The 24,452-nt window shown below is 59.4% G+C and carries 22 protein-coding genes; 10 read left to right on the forward strand and 12 right to left on the reverse strand.

All coding sequences use genetic code 11. The features are described 5' to 3' along the window. Window positions 1-300: 300 nt before the first annotated feature. From ACILSL_RS14630 to ACILSL_RS14645, 4 genes are all read left to right on the forward strand, one after another. On the forward strand, window positions 301-1,533 hold the full coding sequence (locus ACILSL_RS14630) for an argininosuccinate synthase (RefSeq protein ID WP_395732784.1): 1,233 nt from the start codon (window positions 301-303) through the stop codon (window positions 1,531-1,533). A 318-nt stretch (window positions 1,534-1,851) separates the two neighbouring features. Next, on the forward strand, window positions 1,852-2,568 hold the full coding sequence (locus ACILSL_RS14635; protein WP_395732785.1) for a glycosyltransferase family 2 protein: 717 nt from the start codon (window positions 1,852-1,854) through the stop codon (window positions 2,566-2,568). Between the two features lie 39 nt (window positions 2,569-2,607). Continuing rightward, window positions 2,608-4,092, forward strand: a complete 1,485-nt coding sequence (locus ACILSL_RS14640) for a hypothetical protein (RefSeq protein ID WP_395732786.1) — start codon at window positions 2,608-2,610, stop codon at window positions 4,090-4,092. A 25-nt stretch (window positions 4,093-4,117) separates the two neighbouring features. Continuing rightward, a complete protein-coding gene (locus tag ACILSL_RS14645; RefSeq protein WP_395732787.1) occupies window positions 4,118-5,278 on the forward strand; it encodes a UDP-galactopyranose mutase in 1,161 nt (386 codons plus the stop codon). A gap of 40 nt (window positions 5,279-5,318) precedes the next feature. Here the strand turns inward: ACILSL_RS14645 and ACILSL_RS14650 are convergent, their stop codons facing one another. Both ACILSL_RS14650 and ACILSL_RS14655 read right to left on the reverse strand, forming a co-directional pair. Then, entirely contained in the window at window positions 5,319-5,753 is a 435-nt protein-coding gene (locus ACILSL_RS14650) for a hypothetical protein (RefSeq protein ID WP_395732788.1), read from the reverse strand. 6 nt (window positions 5,754-5,759) lie between these two features. Continuing rightward, on the reverse strand, window positions 5,760-6,980 hold the full coding sequence (locus tag ACILSL_RS14655) for a right-handed parallel beta-helix repeat-containing protein (RefSeq protein ID WP_395732789.1): 1,221 nt from the start codon (window positions 6,978-6,980) through the stop codon (window positions 5,760-5,762). A 102-nt stretch (window positions 6,981-7,082) separates the two neighbouring features. Here ACILSL_RS14655 and ACILSL_RS14660 point away from each other — a divergent pair, with 102 nt between their 5' ends. Together ACILSL_RS14660 and ACILSL_RS14665 are read left to right on the forward strand one after the other, a co-directional pair. Continuing rightward, on the forward strand, window positions 7,083-7,307 hold the full coding sequence (locus tag ACILSL_RS14660; RefSeq protein WP_407073021.1) for a lipid A-modifier LpxR family protein: 225 nt from the start codon (window positions 7,083-7,085) through the stop codon (window positions 7,305-7,307). 117 nt (window positions 7,308-7,424) lie between these two features. Then, window positions 7,425-8,456 carry a ThuA domain-containing protein gene (locus ACILSL_RS14665; RefSeq protein ID WP_395732791.1) on the forward strand — a complete coding sequence of 344 codons (1,032 nt, stop codon included), beginning with the start codon at window positions 7,425-7,427 and terminating at the stop codon, window positions 8,454-8,456. Window positions 8,457-8,553: 97 nt separating this feature from the next. Here the strand turns inward: ACILSL_RS14665 and ACILSL_RS14670 are convergent, their stop codons facing one another. From ACILSL_RS14670 to ACILSL_RS14685, 4 genes are all read right to left on the reverse strand, one after another. Further along, entirely contained in the window at window positions 8,554-9,201 is a 648-nt protein-coding gene (locus ACILSL_RS14670; protein ID WP_395732792.1) for an HAD-IA family hydrolase, read from the reverse strand. Between the two features lie 324 nt (window positions 9,202-9,525). After that, a complete protein-coding gene (gene phoU, locus ACILSL_RS14675) occupies window positions 9,526-10,233 on the reverse strand; it encodes a phosphate signaling complex protein PhoU (protein ID WP_395732793.1) in 708 nt (235 codons plus the stop codon). Between the two features lie 32 nt (window positions 10,234-10,265). Then, window positions 10,266-11,135, reverse strand: coding sequence for a UDP-2,3-diacylglucosamine diphosphatase (locus ACILSL_RS14680; RefSeq protein ID WP_395732794.1), 870 nt, complete (start codon window positions 11,133-11,135; stop codon window positions 10,266-10,268). Then, a complete protein-coding gene (locus ACILSL_RS14685) occupies window positions 11,135-12,259 on the reverse strand; it encodes a glycosyltransferase family 4 protein (RefSeq protein ID WP_395732795.1) in 1,125 nt (374 codons plus the stop codon). Before ACILSL_RS14685 ends, ACILSL_RS14680 begins: the two co-directional genes overlap by 1 nt. Window positions 12,260-12,436: 177 nt before the next feature. On the opposite strand from ACILSL_RS14685, the gene ACILSL_RS14690 reads away from it, so the two are divergent. From ACILSL_RS14690 to moaC, 4 genes are all read left to right on the forward strand, one after another. Beyond that, the gene (locus ACILSL_RS14690) at window positions 12,437-13,135 is read left to right on the forward strand and encodes a response regulator (RefSeq protein WP_395732796.1); all 699 of its coding nucleotides are present in this window, start codon (window positions 12,437-12,439) and stop codon (window positions 13,133-13,135) included. Beyond that, entirely contained in the window at window positions 13,132-14,385 is a 1,254-nt protein-coding gene (locus tag ACILSL_RS14695) for a sensor histidine kinase (protein ID WP_395732797.1), read from the forward strand. The genes ACILSL_RS14690 and ACILSL_RS14695 overlap by 4 nt, the downstream gene beginning before the upstream one ends. Before the next feature lie 210 nt (window positions 14,386-14,595). Further along, window positions 14,596-15,594 (forward strand): GTP 3',8-cyclase MoaA, encoded by a 999-nt coding sequence (gene moaA, locus ACILSL_RS14700; protein ID WP_395732798.1) that lies wholly within the window; start codon window positions 14,596-14,598, stop codon window positions 15,592-15,594. Window positions 15,595-15,979: 385 nt separating this feature from the next. After that, window positions 15,980-16,426, forward strand: coding sequence for a cyclic pyranopterin monophosphate synthase MoaC (gene moaC / locus ACILSL_RS14705; protein WP_395732799.1), 447 nt, complete (start codon window positions 15,980-15,982; stop codon window positions 16,424-16,426). 408 nt (window positions 16,427-16,834) lie between these two features. Here moaC and ACILSL_RS14710 read toward each other — a convergent pair whose 3' ends face one another. The 6 genes from ACILSL_RS14710 to ACILSL_RS14735 all read right to left on the reverse strand — a co-directional run. After that, a complete protein-coding gene (locus tag ACILSL_RS14710; RefSeq protein ID WP_395732800.1) occupies window positions 16,835-17,083 on the reverse strand; it encodes a transposase in 249 nt (82 codons plus the stop codon). Window positions 17,084-17,273: 190 nt separating this feature from the next. Next, entirely contained in the window at window positions 17,274-18,581 is a 1,308-nt protein-coding gene (locus ACILSL_RS14715; RefSeq protein WP_395732801.1) for a DUF1501 domain-containing protein, read from the reverse strand. A 36-nt stretch (window positions 18,582-18,617) separates the two neighbouring features. Beyond that, a complete protein-coding gene (locus ACILSL_RS14720) occupies window positions 18,618-21,113 on the reverse strand; it encodes a DUF1549 domain-containing protein (RefSeq protein WP_395732802.1) in 2,496 nt (831 codons plus the stop codon). A gap of 139 nt (window positions 21,114-21,252) precedes the next feature. Then, complete coding sequence (locus tag ACILSL_RS14725; RefSeq protein WP_395732803.1) at window positions 21,253-21,654, reverse strand: GxxExxY protein; 402 nt, start codon at window positions 21,652-21,654, stop codon at window positions 21,253-21,255. Continuing rightward, window positions 21,651-23,843, reverse strand: a complete 2,193-nt coding sequence (locus tag ACILSL_RS14730) for a sulfatase-like hydrolase/transferase (RefSeq protein ID WP_395732804.1) — start codon at window positions 23,841-23,843, stop codon at window positions 21,651-21,653. The genes ACILSL_RS14725 and ACILSL_RS14730 overlap by 4 nt, the downstream gene beginning before the upstream one ends. A gap of 87 nt (window positions 23,844-23,930) precedes the next feature. Beyond that, window positions 23,931-24,452: L,D-transpeptidase family protein (locus ACILSL_RS14735; RefSeq protein WP_395732805.1), on the reverse strand; the 522-nt coding region annotated here is incomplete at its 5' end.

Raw genomic sequence — 24,452 nt, forward strand, 5'->3', positions numbered from 1 at the left:
AGCCCCTTGTCGAAACTTCTTCTGAGCCAAGAAGAAGCGCGGAAAATCGGGGCAGCCGACCGGACTGCTTTCTTTGAAGCAGTCGTTATCACGCTGTGGCTCAGAGCAAAATCCATTTATTTTTGAGTTAACCCAGCCTAACCATATCAATTATAATTTCAATAGAAAGCGTGTATTTTATTTAACTTTTCCTAATCACCCGCTTTTGAATCTCCCCATTTTGTAAAAAAGGCGCACTCCTACGCTCGACACACCTTCGATTGCCCTTATTCTCCGCGCCCCCTTCAAAAGCGGTCAATCATGAGCAAAAAAATCGTTCTCGCATACTCCGGCGGCCTCGACACCTCCGTCCTTCTCTCCTGGATCAAGGAAACCTACAACGCTGAAGTCATCGCTTTCTGCGCCAACGTCGGCCAGGACGACGAGCTTAAAGGCCTGAACGCCAAGGCCAAAAAAACCGGAGCCTCCAAGATCTACATCGACGATCTGCAGGAAGAATTCGCCACGGATTTCATCTACCCGATGATCCAGGCCGGAGCCATCTACGAAGGAGAGTACTTTCTGGGCACCAGCATCGCCCGCCCGCTCATCGCCAAGCGCATGGTGGAGATCGCCAAGGCCGAAAAGGCCGGCTTCATCGCCCACGGCGCCACCGGCAAAGGCAATGACCAGGTGCGCTTTGAGCTCACCGCCGCCGCTTTGGCCCCCGAGATCGAAATCATCGCCCCATGGCGTGATGAGCGCTTCCGCACCCAGTTCCCCGGCCGCGCTGAAATGATCGCCTACTGCGACGAAAAGAAGATCCCCGTCCAGGCCAGCGCCAAGAAGCCCTTCTCCATGGACCGCAACCTCCTGCACATCAGCTATGAGGCCGGCATCCTCGAAGACCCTTGGTTTGACGCCAGCGATCCGAAGAACAAAGGCTACTTCAACACCCTCTCCGTCTTCCCCGAAGACGCCCCGGACAAGGCTGAGACCGTCATCCTCGAATTCGAAAAGGGCAACTGCATCGCCGTCAACGGCAAGCTCCTCTCCCCCCTCGGCGTCATGAAGCTCCTCAACAAGCTCGGCGGCAAGCACGGCGTCGGCCGCGTGGACATGGTGGAAAACCGCTTCGTCGGCATGAAGAGCCGCGGCGTTTACGAAACCCCCGGCGGCAGCATCCTGCACTTCGCCCACCGCCAGATCGAAAGCCTCACCATGGACCGCGAAGTCATGCACCTGCGTGACAGCCTCATTCCGAAGTACGCCACACTCGTTTACAACGGCTTCTGGTATGCCCCCGAGCGCCTCGCCCTCCAGGCCCTCGTCACCGAGAGCCAGAAGAAGGTCAGCGGCACCGTCCGTGTGAAGCTTTACAAAGGCAACATCATCCCTGCCGGCCGCAAGAGCGTCTTCAGCCTCTACAATCCGCAGATCGCCACCATGGAAGCCGACCCCACCAAGGCCTACAACCAGGACGACGCCACCGGCTTCATCCGCCTCAACGGCCTCCGCCTCAAAACCGGCGCGATCCGGGATCGGAAGAAATAAGCCTTGCTCAACGGCTCGTTCCCACAACGCCGAAGAGAGACACCTCTTCGGCGTTGTTGTTTTTCCGGCTCCCAACTGACGGCTTCAAAAAAACAGGCTCATCCTTCCTTCGCAGATGACAATATTGTCAGCGATCTGCTCCGTCACTTCGGCATCAGGCAGCAGCGGCCGCCACGAATGAGGCCGCGCGGAGCAAAGCCCTTGCGCAAATTTTTGCCGGAGCTAAACCTCAGGCCTCCTGCCCTCGAACCTACCACCAACCGCTCCGCGCGCTTCAAGCCAGCAACAAGCTTTGCTTTCCTCACCGACACACACCGCATGAACGTTGATTCCGCCGAGCTGCTCCTGGTCATGCCCGTTTACAACGAGTCTGCCTCCATCCGCAAGGTGGTGAACGAATGGTTCAGCGAAATTGAAAACTGGACCGGCCGTTTTGTCTTTCTGGTCATCAATGACGGCTCCACTGACGAGACCGGCGTCATTCTCACCCAGCTCCAGTTCAGATACGGCGTCAGGCTTGAGGTCATTCAGCGTGAAAACCGCGGCCACGGCCAGAGCTGCCTTCAGGGCTATCGCATCGCCATCGAGCGCGGCATCCCCTTTGTTTTTCAGCTCGATTCAGACGGGCAGTGCGACCCTCAGTATTTCTTCCGCTTCTGGCGCAACCGCGAAAAATACGACGTGATCTACGGCGTGCGCACTCGGCGCGACGATGGCCTGCGCCGCGTCATTGCCAGCATGGTGCTGCGTCTCACGCTGCTGCTGTTTGCCCGTGCCAATTGCGCGGACGCCAATGTGCCCTACCGGCTCATGCGCACCACCGTCTGCGCGACCGCCGTCAGCCGCATTCACGAGAAGTTTTTCCTGGCCAATGTGGCCCTGGCCGTCCTCCTCAGGCATCAGCCTGGCTTACGGCAGGGCACGGTCTCCATCCGCTTTCGCGAGCGGTATGGCGGCGAGCCCTCCGTGCCCCTGGGGAAATTTGCCACAAGAGCGCACGAAATGATCCGCCAATTGAAGGAACTGGCTCAGTGAAGTCGAGGTATTCGACCATTCCACATAAGGACATAGCAAATGAAAAAAGGGATTTTTGCAATTTGGGCCAGCACTGCTGTAGTTATCATTTTCTTATTTTGCTTTTTATCCAAGCAATGGCCGCTTGTCTGCACGGATGCAGTTGCCTACTGGCCCCCGATCATTCACGGCAATGAGCGAGGGGAATTCAATAATCCCACATGGAAAGCAGCTGTTTTTTACGACCCGCAAGGCCTGCCCAGACTGACTTATCATGGTTTTTTACTTCAATGGATCGGGCGACATTTAGGGGGGCAGACATACCCAGGAATATACAAAGTGATCGGTTATTTTGCATTTGTTGCAATGGTCGTATTTGCGACCTGCCTCACAATGATTTTAGCGAGAAAAAAGGGGCCTTCGAGTGGATGGCGCATAGCATATTTAACATGTCTGCCATTAGCCATAGGGCATTTATTCTTGGGGGTGTTTTCTCGTCCAGAGTCGCTCGTTATGGTCTGGGCTGTCTTATTGTGTGCTGTGCTGATTGGCGAGACTGATTGGACTCCCAGAAAAGCAGTTATTACAGGAGTGTTACTTGGGTTCTGTGGTCTGACATCTCCTGTATCGAGCATATTGATCGGGTCATTGGTTGCCATGATCGCCGCCTTCAAGCTGCCTCCCGTTCAAATGTCAAATTGGCTGTTTCTCGCCGCCTGCACGGCATTGTCATCTGGAGCAATGATATTTTTTGGGGGATATCCATTCGATTTCAGGGACTGGGTATGTGGGAATTTAAATCACGCTCAACGTGCAGTTTGGTCTTCAGGTGTTGCTGATTACGCAGTCTATTTTCTTAAAGAAACTCGCCACATCGGGTTATACCCCTTGTTTCTGGCCTCTATCTTGATTTTTTCATTCAACCGCCCGTTTAAAGATTCTTTGAATATTTCCCAGTTCATCCTTCGAGTCGGCAGCTTGGTGTTCTTTGCTGGGGCATGCTGGTATTTCGCTATTCGCGAACCAGCCCGAACCTACAATTTACAAGCGCTCGCTCCTTTCATGCTAACTCTGACAGGTAACTGGATTGTAACTTCAAAGCGTGAAATAACACTGAAATTCCTGACTCCTCTTTTTTTCGTCTCGCTAGCGCTTATTGCATGCAGTTTAGTTTTTGCCAGAAATGTGATTTTGTTTCATCATGCCGACGGGCACGGAATAAGTTATTCCAAAGCCACCGAAGCATTAACTCACTGTCTGGATACATCGAAGGAATCAGTGGATGTTTCGATGCAGTTTATCACTCTTTCCTCAAGCCCGAAGATTAGAGGGGCCGCAATGGTTTCGCAGATTGAATCGGAATACTTTATGCTAGCACAAACCTACTCAGGCCTTACGTCGCCGCCAAATATAGCTGGGTATGAACTAGTTTATGACAGCTTCTCACAAGAAGTTCCAAGGATTTTGGGGGTCAAGATTGCAAACACCCCTGGGAGCTATAACTTCGCCATCTATCGCCGACTTGGCAAAAAGATGCATCGTTAGAGTCTGATTAACAGCCAGACGAGTGATGAAAACTGACATTTTAATTGTGGGAGCCGGCTTTTCGGGCCTGGTCATGGCGGAGCGCCTCTCCAACGTCCTCGGGCTGCGGTGCCTGGTGGTGGACAAGCGCGCCCATGTGGGCGGAAACGCCCACGACGCCTACAATGACGCGGGCGTGCTCACTCATGTTTACGGTCCCCACTACTTCCGCTCAAACAGTGCAAAGATCGTGGACTACCTCTCCCGGTTCACGAGCTGGCTGCCCACCAGCTACGAGATCCGCTCCTTTGCTGAAGGCCGCTACTGGCACTTCCCAATCAATCTCAACACCTTCGAGGAGCTCATCGGCCGGCCCTCCACAGAGGCGGAGTTCAAAGCCTATCTGGAGCAAAAACGCGTCAGCATCGCTGCTCCCGCAAACTCAGAAGAGGTTATAATTTCCCAGGTGGGATGGGAGCTGTACGAAAAATTCTTCAAGGGCTACACCCTTAAGCAGTGGAAAAAACACCCTCGTGAGCTCGACGCCAGCGTCTGTGGCCGCATCCCGGTCCGCACCAATCGAGATGACCGCTATCTCAGTGAATCATTCCAGGCACTGCCCGCCGGCGGTTACCACCGCCTTTTTCAAAACATGATCTCAGCCAGCCCCGGAGCGCAGGTCATGCTCCGCACCGACTACCGCGATCTTCTGCCGGATCTTCAGTACCGCCACATCGTTTACACCGGACCCATCGACGAATTTTTTGACTGCCGGTTTGGCTCCCTGCCCTACCGCTCGCTCAGGTTTGAGACCCAGTCCTTTGATGCCGAAGCACTCGCGGTCAGACTGCCCATCTCTGGCAGAAACGGATTCTGGCAGCCTGCCATGCAGGTGAATTACCCCAACGACCACGCCTACACCCGCATCGTGGAGATCAAGCATGCCACCCGACAAAGCTGCGACAACACCTCGATCGTTTACGAATATCCAGACGAATACGCCCCCGGGAAAGAACCCTACTATCCCGTGCCCAATGCGGAAAGCAGCCGGCTTTATGCTCAGTATGCCGCACTCGCTGCCGCCACTCCGGGGGTAAGCTTCATCGGCCGCCTCGCCACATATCGTTACTACAACATGGATCAGGTCATTGGCATGGCGCTGCATGAATTTGAAAAATTACAGCCTGTGCTAACACGGGTAACCTGACAGATCACTAGTCGAGCGGCGACTTAGTTTATCACACTCCTCACCACAGCACAAACCCCGTCTCCCCGGCGCGCCGCACGCGTGCATTGGCCACCATCACCATCGCTCCGAGAGAGTAGGTCAGATTCGCCAGTCCCATCCACAGTGGGATCACCGCATGCGGCACCAGGGCGGCACGTGGCTCCGTGGTGTCTGGCAGGACGCGGCTCAGGAAATACAGCCCCGCACCTGCTCCCGCCAGAAACATCAGCGCCAGCAGCCAGCGGCAGCTCTTCTGTCCGTTCATGAAGCCATACATCACCACCAGACTCAGCCCATACCAGACCAGGGATCCGGCAAACCAGCGAAACACCTCGTGAAACAAAAACAGCGTGATCACCACCGCTCCGAAAATCATGTGTGCCCACATAAGCTTGCGCGTGAAGTCGATTTCTTCACGGTGCTTGGCGCCTCGGTTGCGCTGCACATCAAGCATGCGAGGTCAGGGTTCGGAGGTTGAGGTTTCGTCCAGGTTGTCCTTGAGCAATACGGTGGATTTGGGAGCAACGCTGAGCCAAGCACTCTTCTTAGCAAGTTTGCGGCCACAATCCATCAATAGATTGCTCGTCACCAGCACATTTTTCACCACTCCCGTGCTCCACACTGCTGCCGTGGACAGCCCGGAAAACGTATTCCCATTGAGGATCAACCCATTGACCCCTCCCTCAATCAGCACCCCTGTACCTGCATCGATTCCCATCGGCGTTTTCGCCTCCGCAGGGCGCTTGTCCTTCCCTGCCCCGATGTAGGTGTTGCAGAAGGTGTTGCCGCTGATCGTGTTGCGCTCGCTGTCTTTGCTCACCCGCACGGAAAATTCATGCGCCAGCACAAAGGTGTTCGCGCTCAGCGTGCAGCCGCAGGCATCCCGCAGATCAATGCCTCCCTTGAGATGATGGGCGATCACGTTCGCACTCAGGGTGATGCCATAGCAGTCGCGGTCGAGGATGATCGCCGTGCCATTGCACTCCTCGATCATGTTGCCGCTGAGCACGGAGCCGTAGGTGTTTTCAATGATGACGCCGTTGCCCAGGTGGTCGTCGATGTTGTTGCCGTTCATGCACAGGTTGAAGGCGTCGATGCAGCGCAGCCCGTCCCAGTTCTCTTCAAAGTGGTTCGCGTTCACCACGATGTCATGCCCGCCGAGGATCTCGATCCCGCTTTTCTTGTTGTAGGTGAAGATGCAGTCCGCCACGCGCGGATCTTCCGTGCAGTGCACCATGTGGATGCCATGGCCGCCATGGTGATCCACGGACACGCCTTCGAAATAGATCTCCTGGATGCCTTCGGCGAAGATGCCGTCGCCGCTCTTTTCATTGCCGCTCACCCGCAGGTCCGCCATCTGCACGCGCCAGAGCTCCGCCTTCTTGTCGGTGTCGAGAGTCGGCGGGCGCAGGATGAAGGCGGGAGCGCCCTCTTCATTTTTGTTGATGATGTGTGTGGCCGCCCCGCTGCCCACGATGCGCGTCTCCGCAGTCTTCACCCGCAGCGGCTCGGTGATCTCATAATTCCCCGGCGGGATGGTGACGAGCCCCCCGGTCGCCGGCAGGGCATCGAACGCGGCCTGCAAGCTGGGATGTTTGCCAGCGTCCACCGTCACCGGTGTCGCCGTTTGTGCGTGAGACCCCACCACAGAGAGAAACAGAAAGCAGAAGATTGATTTCATCCCAGACAAACGCGCCGGAAATCACTTTTTCGTCGTCAGTTGCAGAGATGAGCCCAAACCGCGCTCTCCCTCATCGCCTTTTTCGCCCTGCCCCACCTGCTGCTGACCCAGCTTGCGGCGGATGTGAGTCCGGCGGATTTCGGCGCGCTGACCTTCTACTTTGAAAATGACGCCTTCGCCGACACGGACCGCGACTGCACCAATGGCGTGCGCATCAGCTGGACATCCCCCAGCCTCAACAAGTTCAGCGATGACTCCACGGCGGGGAATGTGGCGGGCTTCTTTGACGACGCCCCCTTGATGGACTGGGTTTGGGCAGTTTTGTGAAAGGTTGAGGGACTTCGAATGGGACTGACAGGGCCTGTAGAACCTATTGGCAGAACCCGCACCCCAACTTTCCGCCTGCAAAACATCCGCGCCGCGCCACGTTTGCCTCTACCACCCATGATCAAACGCCTCACGCTCCTGTTTGTCGCTGCTCTCTCGCTTTCCGCTTACGCGGAGCCGAAGAAGCTCCTCGTCGTCACTGTCACCACTGGCTTCCGTCATTCCTCCATCGAGACCGCCGAGAAAGTGCTCGCGGAACTCGGCGCCAAGTCCGGTGCCTTCAACGTCGATTTCGTGCACCAGCCCGAAGGCCAGCCGAAGAATCCGGGCAAGGCGCCGGAGCGTGGTCCCAAGGACACCGACGAATCCTTCAAGGCCAAGGCCGAAGCCTACAGCAAGGCCTCCGCAGACTTCAATGAAGCCAACAAGATCTGGAACGACAAGATCAAAGCCTACATGGCCGACAAGATGGCGCTGGACAAAATCAAAGGCTACGACGGCTTCGTCTTCGCCAACACCACCGGCGATCTCCTCCTCCCTGACCGCGAAGGCTTCATCAAGCTCATCGAAGGCGGCAAGGCCTTCATCGCCATGCACTCCGGCTCGGACACCTACCATCCCTTCCGTGGCTACATCGACATGCTCGGCGGCGAATTCGAAACGCACAAATCCCAGGTGGAGATCCAGCCCGTCGTTCACGACCCCGCCCATCCCATCACCAAGACGGTCCCTCTTGGCTGGAAAGTCTTCGACGAAATCTACATCATCAAGACCTTCGACAAAGCCAAGGTCCACGGCCTCCTCGGCCTCAACACCCACCCCAACCTTGAGCAGATGCGTGCCGAAGCCGCGCAGCGGAAGGAAAAGAACATCCAAGACCCCAAGAAGGATGCCGACCTGAAGGATGTCGAAGCCCAAAAAGGCCGCTATTACCCCGTCTCCTGGTGCAAGGAATACGGCGCAGGCCGTGTCTATTACAACTCCCTCGGCCACCGCGAAGACGTCTGGGACCCCACCTGGAAAGCCGACACCAAGGAGCGCAAAAACAGCCCCGAGATCGCTGATACCTACCAAGAAATGATCCTCGCCGGCATCAAGTGGGCGCTGAAACTCGAAGAAGGCGTCTCCACCCCCGGCAACATTCCTTGAGGATGAAGTGAGTTTGATTCAAACCCGGGGCGCTGTGGCAACACAGCGCCTTTTTTGTGCCCAAAAAGTCAAGAGCTTTGGTTCGTTCGGGAGCCGCCTACGCCAGCTCAAACTGCACATGCGTGTAATCCAGCACCTCGGGGCATCCGGCGTTAAAAGGGAACGGACGGGCGGCGGTGATGGCGATGACATCGCTGCCGGCGCGGCGGCCGGCTTCGATGCCTGCGGGGGCGTCTTCGAAGACGAGGCACTGGTCCGCTGTGGTGCCGCAGAGTGCGGCGCCCTTCATGTAGCCTTCGGGGTCAGGCTTGCCGTGCGCCACCATCTCGGCGTTGATCATCAGCGCGGGAATGGGGAGACCGGCCGCTTTGAGACGGCGCGTGGCCAGCGCACGGCTCGCAGAGGTCACAACGGCGAAGCGACCGGCTGGCAGCCGGGCAAGAAGCTCCGCAGCTCCCGCAATGGCGACGACGCCTTCCGTATCGTCGATCTCCCAGGCCTCGAGCTTCCGCGCCTCCGCTTCCTCATCCAGACCGGGGATGGCAAACTCACGCACGGTGTCGATGGTACGCCGTCCATGGCACACCGCCAGGATGGGGCCCGCATCACGCCCGTGCCCGGCAGCCCATTCGTGCCAGACGCGGTCCACGGCGGCGCGGGAGTCCAGCAGGGTGCCGTCCATGTCGAAGAGGATGGCTTGGTACGGGCGGTCGAGCTTGAGAACGGGAGGAGTGGAAGAAGGCATGCGTGGCTGTTGAAATGAGTGGGTTGTGCCCAGAGCGGCCGAGCTTGATCTCGTTCTATAGCGTTTTCCAAATATGATTTCCGAAAAGCATGCGTGGCGACACTCGGCGGAGGCTTGAGGACAAGCCTCCCTACCCTGCGTCGGGCACGCGGCAGCCCAGTGCGGGTAGGGCTGGCTGTCCCCAGCCAGCCGCCGTCGGAGTCCATGATCTTCGAGCAAGAAACAACCCGCTAAACGGAAATGAGTTTTGCTCTTGTTCTAGCAGCAGCGGCACTTCCAGCCCCTATAGAACAAACTGCTGCGAAGCGAACCGCGTGAGCATCCTCACACGTCGGACGTCGACGCCGCAGCCACTTCGGCGCGCTTGTCCTTGCTGAAGCGGATGTCCTCGGCGCGCTCAATGAAGATCGTGTCTTCGCAGATGTTTTTCGCATGGTCGCCCACGCGCTCCAGGAACCGGGCCACGAAGATGAGGTGGATGTAGCCTTCCAGCTCGGCGTGGTGGGACTCCATCACGGTGATGATTTGACGGTCCAGCGACTTCTCTGCGGCGTCGAGTTCCTTGTCCAGCAGGCGCGCGGCGGCGGCGGCATCGGGGTCGGCATTGAGGAAGGCCTGCAGGCTCAGGTCCAGATTGCGGTCACACAGCGAATACACGGGCTGGATCAGCTTCACCTCAGGAAACTCCGGCAGGTTGTTGATGATGCGCGCGCGCTTGGCGATGCTCGATGCCTGATCCGCGATGCGCTCCAGATTGTTCGCCACGCGGATGGTTCCCATCACCTGCCGCAGGTCATGCGCGGTGGGCTGAAACTTCACGAGGATCTGCATGCCGTGCTTGTCCACGCTCTTCTCCAGCTCGTTCACGTCCTGATCAGCGGCGATGGCCGCGTTGCACAGGTCGGTGTCACGCTCCAAAAGACCCCGCATCGCACTGGCGAGATTCTTGCGCGCCATGCTGGCCATGGCAAGGACGTCGCCGCGGAGCTTGTCGAGCGAATGGTTGAAGCTGGAGAGGATGTGTTCGTGCATGGTTTTTAAAATGACTCAATGTAACGGTTTCGCTACATTGGAATTGCGGAAGATTCCATCTGGGCCGGGTGTTCTTCGTCAGTCTCGGTCACCTCCCCTTTGGGGTCGCGGTGGGTGCGCTCGCAGAATTCGGGGTAGCTGATGATCTCAAAGGTGCCGTCCAGATTCTCCCCGATGGCCGTCATGGACTCCACCCAGTCGCCGGAGTTCAGGTAATGCGTGCTGCCCACCATCTTGTTGTCCGCCTTGTGAATGTGACCGCAGATGATGCCGATGCAGCCGCGCTGCTTGGCCAAGTTTTGCAGCTGCTCCTCATACTTGCCCACCGCACCGATGGTGGACTTCACCTTCTGCTTCACCCATGCGCTGAAGGAGAAGGGCTCCTTTCCCCGCAGCCCGCGATACGCATTGTACAGCCGGTTGATGCGCAGGAGAAAATTGTACCCCAGCCCGCCGAGCTGCGCCAGCCACGCATGGTTCGTGCTCACGGCGTCAAACCCGTCTCCATGCACCACGAGGTAGTTGCCCTTGGGTGTGCGGTGGATGTGCTCGTCCGTGATGATGAAATGCTCAAATTGAATCGGGATGAAGCGGTCCAGCACATCATCATGATTCCCGCGCAGGTAGATGATCTCGGTGTTCTCCTTCTCCATCTTGCGCAGCACGGTGCGGATGAAGTTCGTGTGCCCCTTGTTCCAGCCGCCCATGCGGCGCAGATGCCAGGCGTCAATGATGTCGCCATTGAGCACCAGTTTGTCGCACAGGCAGTTGCGCAAAAAGTGCGAGGCCTGCGCCGCCTTGCTGTCCGGCATGCCCAGATGCACGTCGGAAATGAAGACGGTTTTAAACCTCAGCTTCGACTTGCCGGTGGCGGGATTTAGAACTGGAGCGGCTTCACTCATCACATCAAAACGTTCGTTTTAGCCGTCACTGACGCCAGCTCATGCTCAAATTGTTCAATCACCCGCTCCCAGCCCAGATCAAACGCTGACTGCCGCGCCGCAAACCGCAGCTCCTCATCCTGCCACGCTGCCGCCGCCGCACGCGTCTGCGCCAGAAAGGCCGCCTCCTCATTGAAGGGCGCCAGCCAGCCGTTCTCTCCCGAACGGATCAGCAGGCGCGGCGCCGCATAGTCATACGCCACCACGCCCAGCCCGGCGGCCATGGCCTCCAGCACCACATTGCCAAACGTTTCCGTGATGCTGGGAAAGAGAAACACATCCCCCGAGGCGTAATGCGCCGCCAGATCCGTCCCCGTGCGCGCTCCGGCATAGTGAAACTCCGGCCGCTCCTGCTTCAGCGACTCCAGACGCGGACCATTGCCCACGATGACCATGCGCGCCTTCGGCTGCACCTCTTTGAACACATCAAACGAGCGCACCACCAGCTCCAGATTCTTCTCCGCCGCCACGCGGCCCACGTAGATGGCCACCGGCGTGCTCTCATCCGCGCCCCAGCTCTGCCGCAGTTCCGCATCCCGGCGAATTGGGTCAAACATCTCCGTGTCCACCCCGCGCCCCAGCACGCCCACGTTCTGGATGCCCCAGCGCTCCAGCATCGCCGCCGTGTCTGCGGAGGGTGTCAGCGTCCGCGCCGTCTGGTTGTGAATCGTCCGCAGCACGCCCTGGGCCACGGTTTCCAGACCGGGCAGGTGGTAGTCTTCCAGGTAGTTTTGAAAATTCGTGTGGAAGCCGGACACCACCGGGATCTCGCGCTTTCCCGCCGCGCGGATGGCGGAGATGCCCATGAGCGTCTCCGTGGCCACGTAGAGCACGTCCGGCCGGAAGGCGTCAAACAGCTCCACCATCTGGCGCGTGGAGGCAAAGCCAAAGCGCAGCCCCGGATAGCCCGGCAGCGGCATGGAGTGCATCACATGGCGCGGCAGGCCGTCCCTCTCCCCGTCCACGGTGGTGACCACCTCCACCACATGCCCCCGGCGCTGCAGCCCCGCCCCGAGGGTGTACAGCGTCCGCGCCACGCCATTGATGTCTGGCGGGTAGGTGTCGGTGACGATGAGAACCCTCATTTCGGAAGATAGTGAACGAAAGCAGCATGAAGCGCATCCCCTAAAGCAGTCCAACTTTGTCACCGTGACGAATCCGTCACGCTTGTTATCTGGGAAGAAAGCAAGACTGTTGCCATGTGACACCTTCGTTGCCATCATAGGTATGCCGATGGCACGGCCAAATCACAAAGCCACTCCATGAGCAAGATACTAATCGTCGAGGATGAATCAGACATCGCAGAACTCATCTCCCTGCATCTCAACCGTGAAGGGCATGAGGCGGTCTGCATCGGCAATGGTCTGCAGGTCATGCCAGCCGTGCTGGCTCAGCAGCCGGAGATCATTGTGCTGGACCTGATGCTGCCCGGCCTGGACGGCCTGCAGATCTTCAAGCGCCTCCGCGCAGACACCCGCACAGCCGCCATCCCCGTCATCATCCTCACCGCCAAAGGCCAGGTGACCGACAAGATCGCCGGCCTGGAACTCGGCGCGGACGACTACCTCACCAAGCCCTTCAGCCCCCGCGAGCTCTACCTGCGCATCAGCGCCATCCTCCGCCGCGTGAAGAAAGTCACCCACGTCTCCGAGATCCAGCGCGGCCGCTTCATGCTGGACCGTAAAAACATGAAGCTCTTTCTGGACGGCACGGCCCTGGACCTGACCACCATCGAGTTCAAGCTGCTGACCACCCTCATGGAAAACGACACCGCTGTGCACAGCCGCGCCGACCTCCTGCGTGACGTGTGGGGCTACAACAGCGACGTCGCCACCCGCACTCTGGACACGCATATCAAGCGCCTGCGTGAAAAACTCGGTGCAGCCGGCGATCATATCGTCACCATTCGCGGCACCGGCTTCCAGTTCCAGACGGAACTCCCCGCCAACCAGCCTGCATGACCTCCCTTTCCCTCTTTCTCGCCCTGATGCTCGGCGCATGCCTGTTTGCCTGGGCCCGACGTGAGAAATACTGGACGAAACGCTGGGAAGGCGTGGCCAAGAACCTCGGTCTGCGGGCGCGGGATGCGGACCTGCTGCCGATGCATTCCACCACAGTCCTCCTCGCCCGCCAGCAGGCGGAGCAGCAGGCCGAGCAGCGCCGCGTGTTTGAATCCCTGCTCGATGAAATCAGCCAGGGCCTCGTGCTGGTGGACGACGGCCTGCGCATCCGCTACGCCAATGCGCCCCTGAAAAAACTCCTCAACCGCAAGGAAATCCACGTCGGCCGCCCGCTCATCGAGGATGTGCGCGACCACCAGATCTCCGACCTCGTGCAGGAATCCATCACCGAAAAACGCCACACCACCCGCCGCATCCAGATGCTGCCCTCAGACGTGGGTGCCGGGTCCAATCTGGGCGGACGTTACTTCATCATCGAAGCCGCCCCCCTCGCCGCCGATGTGGGCGGCGGCGCCTGGCTCATGTTCCAGGATGTGACCGAATCCGCCATGACCGAGCAGATTCGCCGGGATTTCGTGGCCAATGCCTCGCATGAGCTGCGCACCCCGCTCACCCTAATCAACGGCTACATCGAAATGCTGCAGGAAGACTCCGCCAAATCTTCCCCCATGATGAAACGCAGCCTCGATGTCATGGAAAAACACGGCAAGCGCATCGCCCGCATCATTGAGGACATGCTGGCCATCTCGCGCCTGGAAGACGCCAGCAGCTCGCTGAACAAGGAGCCCTTTGATGTGCGAGACTGCGCCGAGGACGCCGCCGATCACCTCGCCCCCATGCTCGAAGGCCGCGATGCCCGCATCGAGCTGGATTTCCCCAAAGGCGACTGCCTGCTCACCGGCGACCGTTTTTACTGGGACCAGATCTTCACCAACCTCATCGAAAACTCGATCAAGGAGAACGCCAAGCCCGGCCTCGTCATCCGCGTCTCCGGGGAATGGCGGAAGGACGAATGCATCCTCAAAGTCAGCGACAACGGCATCGGCATCCCTGCGCACGATCTGCCTTTCGTCTTCAAGCGTTTCTACCGTGGCAACAAGCACCACTCCTCCACCCAGGTGAAAGGCACCGGCCTCGGCCTCTCCATCGTCCGCCGCGCCGTGGAGGCCCACGGCGGCACCGTCGAACTGACCAGCTCCCCCGGCATCGAGACCACGTTTACGATGCGACTGCCTTTGCAGCATGGTTAGGGAGGCGCCAGGCACTTCAAAAATCAAAAATCGATGGCTCGACAATCGTCAATCCTTTCAGCTTTGGAGTGTCTTGCCTGTGCGTGATTGACGATTGAGGAACAAGGATTTTTGATTTTTGAAGTCCAAACCGTGCCCCCGCCGTTCAAGATATTGACTTGATACCCAAGCTTGAGCCGGAGCGTAGTCTGTGGTTAGAACTCCCTCCCTGTGGAAGACCCCTTCGGCCATCGCATCTCCTATCTCCGCGTTTCCGTCACCGACCGGTGCAACGAACGCTGCCGCTATTGCATGCCCGAGGAGGAGCAGACCTGGTTCGCCAAGGACGAAACCCTCAGCTATGAGGAACTCCTGCGCACCGTCCGCGTCGGCGCGACGTTGGGCATCAAAAAAATCCGCGTCACCGGCGGCGAGCCCCTTACCCGCCCCGGCGTCGCAGGTTTCTGCGCCGAGCTCGCCCAAATCCCCGGCATCGACGAAATCGGCATCGCCACCAACGGCACCCTCCTCGCCAAGCTCGACGGTGGCATCACCATCGCCGAGCACCTCGTCAAAGCCGGCGTCCGCACCGCCAACATCTCCCTCGATTCCCTCGACCGCGCCGTCTATCAGCGCACCACCAGCCGCGATCTCCTCCCCCGCGTCCTCGAAGGTATCGACGCCGCCCGCGCCGCCGGCTTCCAGTCCATCAAGTTCAACTGCGTCCTCATGAAGGGCCAGACCGAACGCGAGCTGCCCGCCCTCATCGACTTCGCCCGCCAGAAAGACGCCCTCCTCCGCTTCATCGAGCTCATGCCCGTCAGCACCCAGGACGTGCTCAATGACGACACCTTCCTCCCCGTCGCCACCGCCAAAAAGCTCGTCGAGCAGACCACCGGCCCGCTCATCGAATCGCCCGATTTCAAAACCAACGGCCCCGCCGTTTATCATCGCGTCCCCGCCACGGGGCAGAAGATCGGCTTCATCGGTGCGATGACGAACCTGCACTTCTGCGAGAACTGCAACAAGCTCCGCCTCACCTGCGACGGCAAGCTCCGCCCCTGCCTCGGCAGTTATTTGGAATTCGACCTCCGCAGCGTCCTCCGCGCCGGCTGCACCGACGAGGAACTCGCCACCTTCTTCCAGAACGTCGTCCTCCGCAAACCCAAGGAACACGACTTCCGCCACAACTACCAGCCCAACCGCAAGATGATCGCGATTGGGGGTTGAGCACACGCGAACGCGACAGCGTCCTGGAGTGCGGTGGCAGAGATGCACGGCGCAAGCCTGCATTGCAGCTACGGCTTTTTTCAGGGTGAAAAACGCACTTCGTCCTCAACCCACCCTCCAACGTCGCGCCCGCAGCATTGGCATCCATGCCCAAGTCTGGACAGGATTCACACGATGACAGAATGAACAAAATTCGAGGCATCCATCCATTCACGCCCGCCATCAGCCCGTGCCCCCCAAATAACAACGCCTTAATCCTGCATCATTCCGTCATCCTGTTAATCCTGTCAAAATCAACCGACTTAACACAACACAGTCCTCGCCTCACACATCGAAGGCAAAATACCACTTTCCCAGCTCTCCCTCATCCCTAGCCTTCCCCCCAATGTCGCAACTCACCCACCTCAATCGCAAAGGCGAAGCCGCCATGGTCGATGTCTCCGCCAAGCCCCCGCTGCGCCGTGAAGCCGTCGCCGAGGGGCGTATCCTGCTCCAGTCCGCCACGCTCGATCTCATCCGCAAAAACCAGGTGAAAAAAGGCGACGTCCTGAGCATCGCGCGCATCGCCGGCATCCAGGCCGCCAAGCAGACGCAGTACCTGATCCCCCTCTGTCACCAGATCCCGCTGAGCAAAGTGCAGGTCGATTTTGAAGTGCGGCCCAAGGCCATCCACATCACCGCCACCGCCATCACCGTGGCCCCCACCGGCGTCGAGATGGAAGCCCTCACGGCGGTGAGCATCGCCGCACTGACGATCTACGACATGTGCAAAGCGGCGGACAAGAAGATGCGCATCGAAGGAGTGAAACTGGTGAAGAAGACGAAGGGGTGAAACTGTGACATGGGCATGTGCTGTGAGCATATGCCGTGGACATGTGCCGTATGCCGCATGGGCATGTTCGATGAAGGCCAAAGGCCTTCCGTATTTGAGCCCAGGGTTCGAAGAACCCTGGGTAAAGGCCACATCATCCCGTTCTTTCAAGGACCAACCACAACGTGGTTGTGTCCACCGCCGCCGCGCCACCGTCAATCTTCAATCCCACACATATGCTTCATCCCAGGTCTGTCCATGGCGTCGCAACAACTCACGGTATTCCTCCTGAAACGTGATCTTTCGATGGTGCTCTTCCTGCCTTGAAATATATCGCGATACGGCGCTCAAGTTCGATTCGGATACCGAGAAACACCCATACCCGGCCTGCCAGTGAAACTGGCCGAACAATCCACCACGCTTCTGAATTCAATTGGTGGAGACACGTTTGATCTCCTTTACAAACTCCGCAATCGCCAGCGTGCGGGACAACGTGGTCAGAAGATGCACGTGATCCGCGACACCGCCGATCTGGATGGGCAGGCAGTCGAGCGTCTTGGCGCACCCGCCGAGATACGCTTGGACCTCGGAGCGAAACGCCGGATCATGGAAGGCGGATTCGCGCCCCTTGGTGGAAAACACCGTGTGGATCAATACTCGGGCGATGGATTGTGGCATGCGCGAGTTTTGGATCATTCGGCGGCGGACGCAACTCCGTTGGAGTTGCACGGGAATAGGGCCATGGGAGGACGGTAACCCAGGGTTCTTCGAACCCTGGGCTCAAATACAAAAGCCCGTTGGGCTTGCAAAGCAAAACACGCGACACCTTGCGGCATCGCGTGTTTCAAACTCACTGCACGATCCCCGCTTACGCGAAGAGGTTCGTGATCGGCTGCCCCTTGTCGGCAATCGTGAACGGACGCTTGCTCGGGCTGTAGATGACCTGGTCCAGCGGCAGGCCCAGCGCATACGCAATCGACGCGTTGAAGTCCATGATCTTGACTTTATTTTCGACGACTTCGCGACCTTCCTTGTCGGTCTTGCCGTAGGTGTAGCCGCCTTTGACGCCACCACCGAACATGACGCCGGAGAAGGCTTTCGGATAATGGTCGCGACCGGCGTTCTGATTGATGTCAGGCGTGCGGCCAAACTCGGAGGTCAGGACGATGAGCGTGTCTTCCAGCAGACCGCGATTGTGCAGATCCGCCACCAGCGTGGCCAGCCCCTTGTCGAGGGTTTCGCAGCGGTCCGGCACGGCCACAAAGTTGGCGTTGTGCGTGTCCCAGCCGCCGAGGGAAACTTCCACGAAGCGGACACCGCGCTCCACCAGACGGCGGGCGAGGAGGCAGCCCTGGCCGAAGGCTTCCTTGCCGTAGGCGGCGCGGAGTTCTCCGGGCTCCTGGGTGAGATCGAAGGCCTTCAGGTCTTCGGACTTCATCATGGCCATGGCGTCGTCATACATGTCGGCATAGGCCTTCACATTGCGGTGCGGGAAGGTGGTGCGGAAGTCCTTGTCGAGCTCATCGGCCAGCTTCATGCGGGCCTGGAATTTCTCTTCGGGGCTGCCGTTCTTGATGTTCTTGAGGCCGTTCTCCGGATTGCTGACGAACAGCGGGGCCTGTGCGGCGGGGAAGAAGCCAGCACCGGGATGGCGGCTGTCATTGCCGATGAAGACGAAGTTTGGCAGCGTGCTGTTGCCACCGCCCTGAAACACATTCAGCCACGCGCCCATGGCGGGATGGCGGATGGTGCCGCGCATCTCATAGCTGGTGTGCATCATGTAGTTTCCCTGCTCATGCGCACCCTGGGTGGAGGAGAGGGAGTTGATCACCGTGGCATGGTGCATCTGCTGCGCGGTGAGCGGCAGGTATTCGGAAATGCGCACGCCGTCGGCGCTCGTCTTGATGGGCTTGGTCGGGCCGGCGGTTTCCACGCCTTCCTTGGGATCCCAGGTGTCCATGTGGGACTGACCACCGCTCATGTAGAGATAGATGACGTTCTTCGCCGTGGCTGCCTGCTTCAGCTTCGAGGAGCCCTCAAAGGCGGCGAAGGATTTGCTGGTGAGCGACTGGCCCAGCAGGCCGACTCCTAGAAGGGAGCTGGCGGTCTTGGCTGCGAAATCACGCCGGGTGATTTCACCCGAGCGGACGAGTTTGGTGGCGAGTTCCTGTTTCATCGGATTTGCGCGTGTGGTGTTGGATTTGACTGAGTGTTACTGAATGAAAATGAACTGCTGCGTGTTCAGCAGAGAGAAGACGAGGTCTTCCATGCTGGTGAGGCCGCTGTCCTGCGCCTTGAGCCAGACGGCCTTTTCGGCGGCGGTGGGCTTGCGGGAGAGGATGGTCATGTAGGCGGCGTCCACTTTCTCATCCGCATACGGGGCCTTGTTCACGGTGAGCATGAGCTGGCTGTACTTGCTGGTGATCTGGGGCAGGAGGCTGCCGTTCATCATGGCCAGGGCCTGCGGCACGCTGGCGTCATTGTTGGCGTTCTCGATGGTCTCGCGGTCGCTCTGGCCAAATTCACGCAGGTAGTGGCCGCGCGGTGCGGGGCTTTCCAGCTCGGCGGCACGCAGCGTGTCACGGCTGATCCGCTCACGGCTGTTGATGTAATACTTGCGCTCCTTTTCATCTTTGATGCCAAAGAAGTCCGCCTCTTCCGCGTAGGCGTCGCGTGCTTTTTGCGCCACCGCCTTCTGTTCTTCCTTGCTGAGTTCCTTGCGGTCATAGCCGGGGATGCTGATTTTCTCCACCTTGGCGCCGTTCGCCATCATCATCATTTCCCCGCCCCCGCTCATCATCATGGACGATGATCCGGCCTCCGCGCCTCCGCTGCTCTTCGTCATCGAGACCATCTGGTAGGGCTTGCCGGTGACCTTCTCAAAAAGCCTCTTCTGCCCTGGCACCACCACCTCGGCAAACGTCACCCGCCGGCCTTCGTTCTGGATGCGGTTCACCTCCGTGCGAATGGCGTCGGACTTCTTCTTGAGTTCATCTGCCTTGGCAAGGGCGGCCACTTTGGCGGCCCCTTCCGGCATGGCCTCGGCAGCTTCGCGCGCGTCCTTGTAGGCGGTGCGCGCTTCCGCAAAAAGCTTCTGCTGCGCATCGGTGCGCTCGCGGTTTTTGCTGTAGATGTCCGCGGCTTTCTTGAGACCCGCGAGAGCTTCTTCTGGAGAGAGGGACTCGACGCCATCGGCGATCTTCTTGGCCTGCAGAATGCGCTGCTCCATGACGTCGCGGTTGGCCTGGTTGATCATGTCCGGGCTGGGATTGATGAGGGTGACAAAGGAGTCCCACATCTGCTCCGCGCTCATGCGGCGGAGGAGCGGGCCGGTGAAGTGATACACATTGCCGGGTGCATGCTCTTCCCGGGTGACCTGGGCCTGATAGGTCTTGGTGTTGTAGAGCACGCGCAGGACGGCTTTCATGTCATACTTCATATCCACCACGAGCTTTTCGAGCTGCTTCTCCATCTCAGGAATCATCGGCACGGAGGTGTCCATGAGCTCATCCAGCGGCTCGATCAGGGCCAGACCAAACACACGCTTCCACAGCCGGTTGGCGATGACGGTGGTGAAGCGGGGATTTTCCGGGCTGGTCATCCAGCGCGCATAAGCCTGCAGCGGCGTCTCCCCGTTTTGGGTGATGCACTCATGCCCCATCATCGTGCCGGGCTCGACGGCGGACTTGGGTTTGGCGTCGCTGTACTGATAGTCATGCGGCAGTGTGGGCTTGCGCTCACGAGTGCTCACGGAGGTGTAGCGCATGGTGTCGCGCACATCGTTCATCGCTTCCTGATAGCCGCGCTGTTCCTTGCGCAGCACCTGGCGCGCCTCCTCGCGCTTCTTGTTCACCTCCTTCATGTCCGCCTCGTACTTTTTGTAGGCGGCGGCGTACTCCTTCTGCAGTCTCTCCCGCTCCGCAGGGGGAGTCTTTCCGTTGATGTTCGGGCGCTGCGGACGCTGCGGCTCCTTGATGGAGGCGCGGACGGCGCTTTCCTTTTCACGCATCAGATCGGTCACACCGCTCATGGTGTCGCCGCCGTAGTCCTGGGTCTGCACGCCGTAGGTGAAGGCGGCCATCTTGTAGAACTGCATCTGCGTCCACTTGTCGAAGGGGTGGTTGTGGCACTGCGCGCACTCGATGCGGGTGCCGAGGAAGACGCGCACGGTGTTGGCCATGTTGTCCAGCGGCATGCCACGGTCGCGCATGTAATAACCGATGGCGCCGTTGTCCCAGGCCTTGCCCTGAGCGGCCACCATCTCACGCACGAACTGATCGTAAGGCTGGTTCTTCCGCAGGCTGTCTTTGACGAAGTTCGCATACGCCGCCCCGGTGATGCCCCCCGTCTGCTGTCCGTTGCTCGTCACACGCAGCACGTCCGCCCAGTAGTTGAAGAAATGCTGCACGTAGGCTTCGGAGGACAGCAGCTTGTCGATGAGCCTGGCGCGCTTGTCCGCCTCCTTGGAGTTCAGAAACTCCTCGGTCTCACGCGTGGTCGGGATGCGCCCGATGACATCGAGGTAAATGCGACGCACAAAGGTGTTGTCGTCGGTTTGCGGATTGCCATGGAGTTTGTTGGCCGCCCAGTCTTTGGCCAGAACCGAGTCAATCTGCCTGGCAGCAGCAGCGGTGTCCATCTGGCCCGCTGCCTTGGCAGAAGAAAGCGAAACGAGCGCTAGGAGGGGGAGGGCGAAGAGTTTCTTCATGACCGCATAAACGTGCCAAAAGCACAACCTTTTCACAATCGTGAACAATCTTGGCACAGTGCCCATGGCCGCCCGGAGCTGTCAATCTGACTTAACCCGCCCCCTGTTCACTCCATCAGAGAGGCTTCCAGCCCCTGCTTCACGCTCCCTTTTCACTCTCCGCCCGCCTCTTCACCGTGATCTGATGAATCCCTTTGCGCAGCGTCCCCACGTTGAAATTGACGATCAGCCCGGTTTGGAAATGCCCCAGCCTCACCTTCGACTCCAGCTCCTGCTGCTGCAGCCGGGTGATCTCCTCCTGGGAGCGCACCAGCAGCAGCAGTGAATCCCCCACCACAAAGTCCAGACGCGTCGCGGTCTGCACCGGACGCCCATGGTAGCTGAACTCCAGCGGCACATGGCGCTTGAAATCAAACTCCAGCTCACGCAGCTCAATGGCGAGACATTCTTCATACGCGTCCTGCGTCAGGCCGGGGCCGAGGGCGCGGTGCACGTTCATGCATGCGCCGATGACGAGATGCGGCAGATCTGCGGCGTTCATGGCGCGGTGGGCTGCAGCGATTCCTCTCCCAGAATGCCGTAAATCTCCGCCGTGGTGCTCTGCTTGTGCGTGGTCAGCCACTCGTCCATGGCGGCGGAAAGGCGCGCCTTCACTTCGGGATAACGCGCCTTCACATCACGCTCGCAGTGCGGGTCTTCGCGCAGATCAAACAGGCGCTCGATGGAGTGATTCACCCCGGGAGTGCGGATGTACTTGAAGCGCTCTGTGCGCACGCAGTGCTCCTTCGTCTTCAGCACGGCATCCTGAAACTTTTCCTTGAGCACAAAGTGAAAGTCGAAGTCGGGGTCGATGAACGTCGTCTCATCCATCGGCGGAATGAACAGCGGGTCTTCACCTGGAATGGTGCGGCGGAAAAAGAGGTAGCTGGTTTCACCGAAGTAGGCGAGGCCGAGGCTCTTCTTCTCCCCACGGATCAGCGGCGCGAGGCTCGTGCCTTCAAAGCGCGGCTGCGCAGGCACACCCACGAGGTCCAGCAGCGTGGGCGCAAAGTCCAGCGTGCGCGCCAGCTGCGCATGCCGCTGCGGCTTTTCCAGTCCGGGCACATGCAGAATCGCCGGCACATGATTGGCCTGATCCCCGCCATTGAAGGTGGTGCCATGGCCAAAGGTGCAGTTCGGCTCAAAGAGATCATCCCCGTGGTCTCCGGTGACCAGAATGATCGTGTCATCCAGCAGCCCCTGCTTTTCCAGCTCGGCCACCACCCGGCCCACTGAATCGTCAAACATGCGCACGCAGCCGTCATACAGCGCGGTGATCTGCTCCACCTCCTTGCGCGGCAGCTTGCTCCACTTTTCATTGATGTCCGTGCCACCGATGAACTCGTCCACGTTCAGCGCCAGCTCATGCTTGTGCGGGCCGTCGTACTTAGGGTCCATCCACATCTTCGCGTAATGCGTGGGCGTCTTGTACGGCAGGTGCGTGCAGGAGTAGTAACCAAAGAGCAGAAACGGCTGGCGGTCCCCCGCACGCTGCTTGATGCGGTCGATCACCTGATCTGTGACGACTTCCGGCGTCATGTAGTTCGCGAAGGACTTGAGCTTGGGAAACAGCATGTGCCCCACGTGATTGTCGAAAAACAGCGGCAGGATCTGATGATGCAGAAAGACCACCTCGCTCATGTACACGCGGAAGTTGTCAAAATCGGAGACGATGATCTTGTCGAAGCCCATCGGCAGTTCGTTGAATCCGCAGGCGCACCAGTCGCCGATCACCGCCGTGTCATAGCCCTGGCGCTTCAACTCCGCCCCGAGTGAAGGCGCCTCCTGATTCGCCCGGTCCACCATCGCCCGGCTGGGGAACATGTGCCGCACCCCGTGCGTGTGCGGATACTGTGAGGAAAACATGCTCGTGAGCGATTCCAGCGTCGAGGCGATCGGCGTGAGGCAACGCTCAAAATTCACCCCCTTCGCCGCGATGCGGTCGATGTTCGGCGACGTCAGGCGGTGATACCCGTTGCAGGAGAGGTGATCCGCCCGCAGCGAGTCCGAGCCCAGGATGACAATGTTCTTGGGCCTCTTCCCGCCACCCGCCAGCTCTTCCACCTCCGGAGTACGATTCACCCCGTAGCCGCTCACCACAAACAGCGCCAGCAGTCCCGCCACTGCGGTGAAGCTGAAGAGCAGCGGACGTGCGGCGCGGGTGAACCAGCGCCGCAGCTCAAAGAGGTAGAAGCCAGCCGCCGCCACCAGTGCCACCAGCGGAAACACCTGCGTGATCATGGAATGCACGGCATCCTGCACGCCTGTGCCGCACACGCGCCCCAGCGCATCATACCAGCCGAGGAGATAGCTGTAGTCCCCGAAATACGGCTTCTCCAGCATCAGCTTGAAGATGAAAAACCCGTACAGCAGGCAGGCGAAAAGCAGCGTGCGCCAGACGACGCCCCAGCGCGCAAAGGTCCGCACCTTGCCCCACAGCCGCACCAGCGGATAGATCAGCAGCACATACCCGGCGGCCACCAGCAGGTAGCCCTTCAGCACCACCAGATTGCTCCACACGAGGTACCACCAGTGGTGCTGGATGGCCACCTCCGAGAAACGGTTGTTAAACCCGTACGAGTTGCCCGCAAAGCTCAGGATCGCGCTCATATACCACGCCAGCAGCGTGCCGAACACGGTCAGCACGACAATTTTCAAGATGTGACGACGTTGCAGGGATGGAGGCGGCATGCTGGAGGGGAACCTAGGACTACAGCGCTACATATGCTGCTCCACCGGTATAACTCAACTCCTCACATCACTCAAACCCGCCCGTCCTCAAGGCGGCAGCTGATTCGGCGCCGGCAGCTTCCCCTCCACCACATCCACCCGTGCGCCCACCTTCACCCAGTGGCATAGCGCGATGATGTCTGCAGATGCCATGCGGATGCAGCCATAGGAGGCCGGCGTCTTCAGCCTGGACTCCTCTGGTGTGCCGTGGATGTAGATCGCCCGCTCCAAAGCATGCCTGTTGCGCCACTCCATGCCGCGCAGGCGCAGCACGCGGGTCACGATGGCATCCCGCCCCGGCGCATCCACCGGCACGATCTCGCCCGTCTGCTGCCGTGCCTTCAGCCTCGCGCCCACCGGCAGCCCCTGCCCCACGATGTCCACCACCTCCATCCGCCCCAGCGGTGTCAGGTACGTCCCCCGTTTGTCACCCGTCCCAAACCGGGAAGTGCTCACACGATAGAGCCGCCGGGGAGTTTCCCCCTCCATCGTCAGCATCATCTGCTCCGCCACACTCACCACCAGCCGTTGTTCCACCGGCACCGCTACCTGCGTCACCTCATCGGCGGG

The sequence above is a fragment of the Prosthecobacter sp. genome (genome assembly GCF_044222345.1).
In the GTDB taxonomy this organism is placed as follows: Bacteria; Verrucomicrobiota; Verrucomicrobiia; order Verrucomicrobiales; family Verrucomicrobiaceae; genus Prosthecobacter.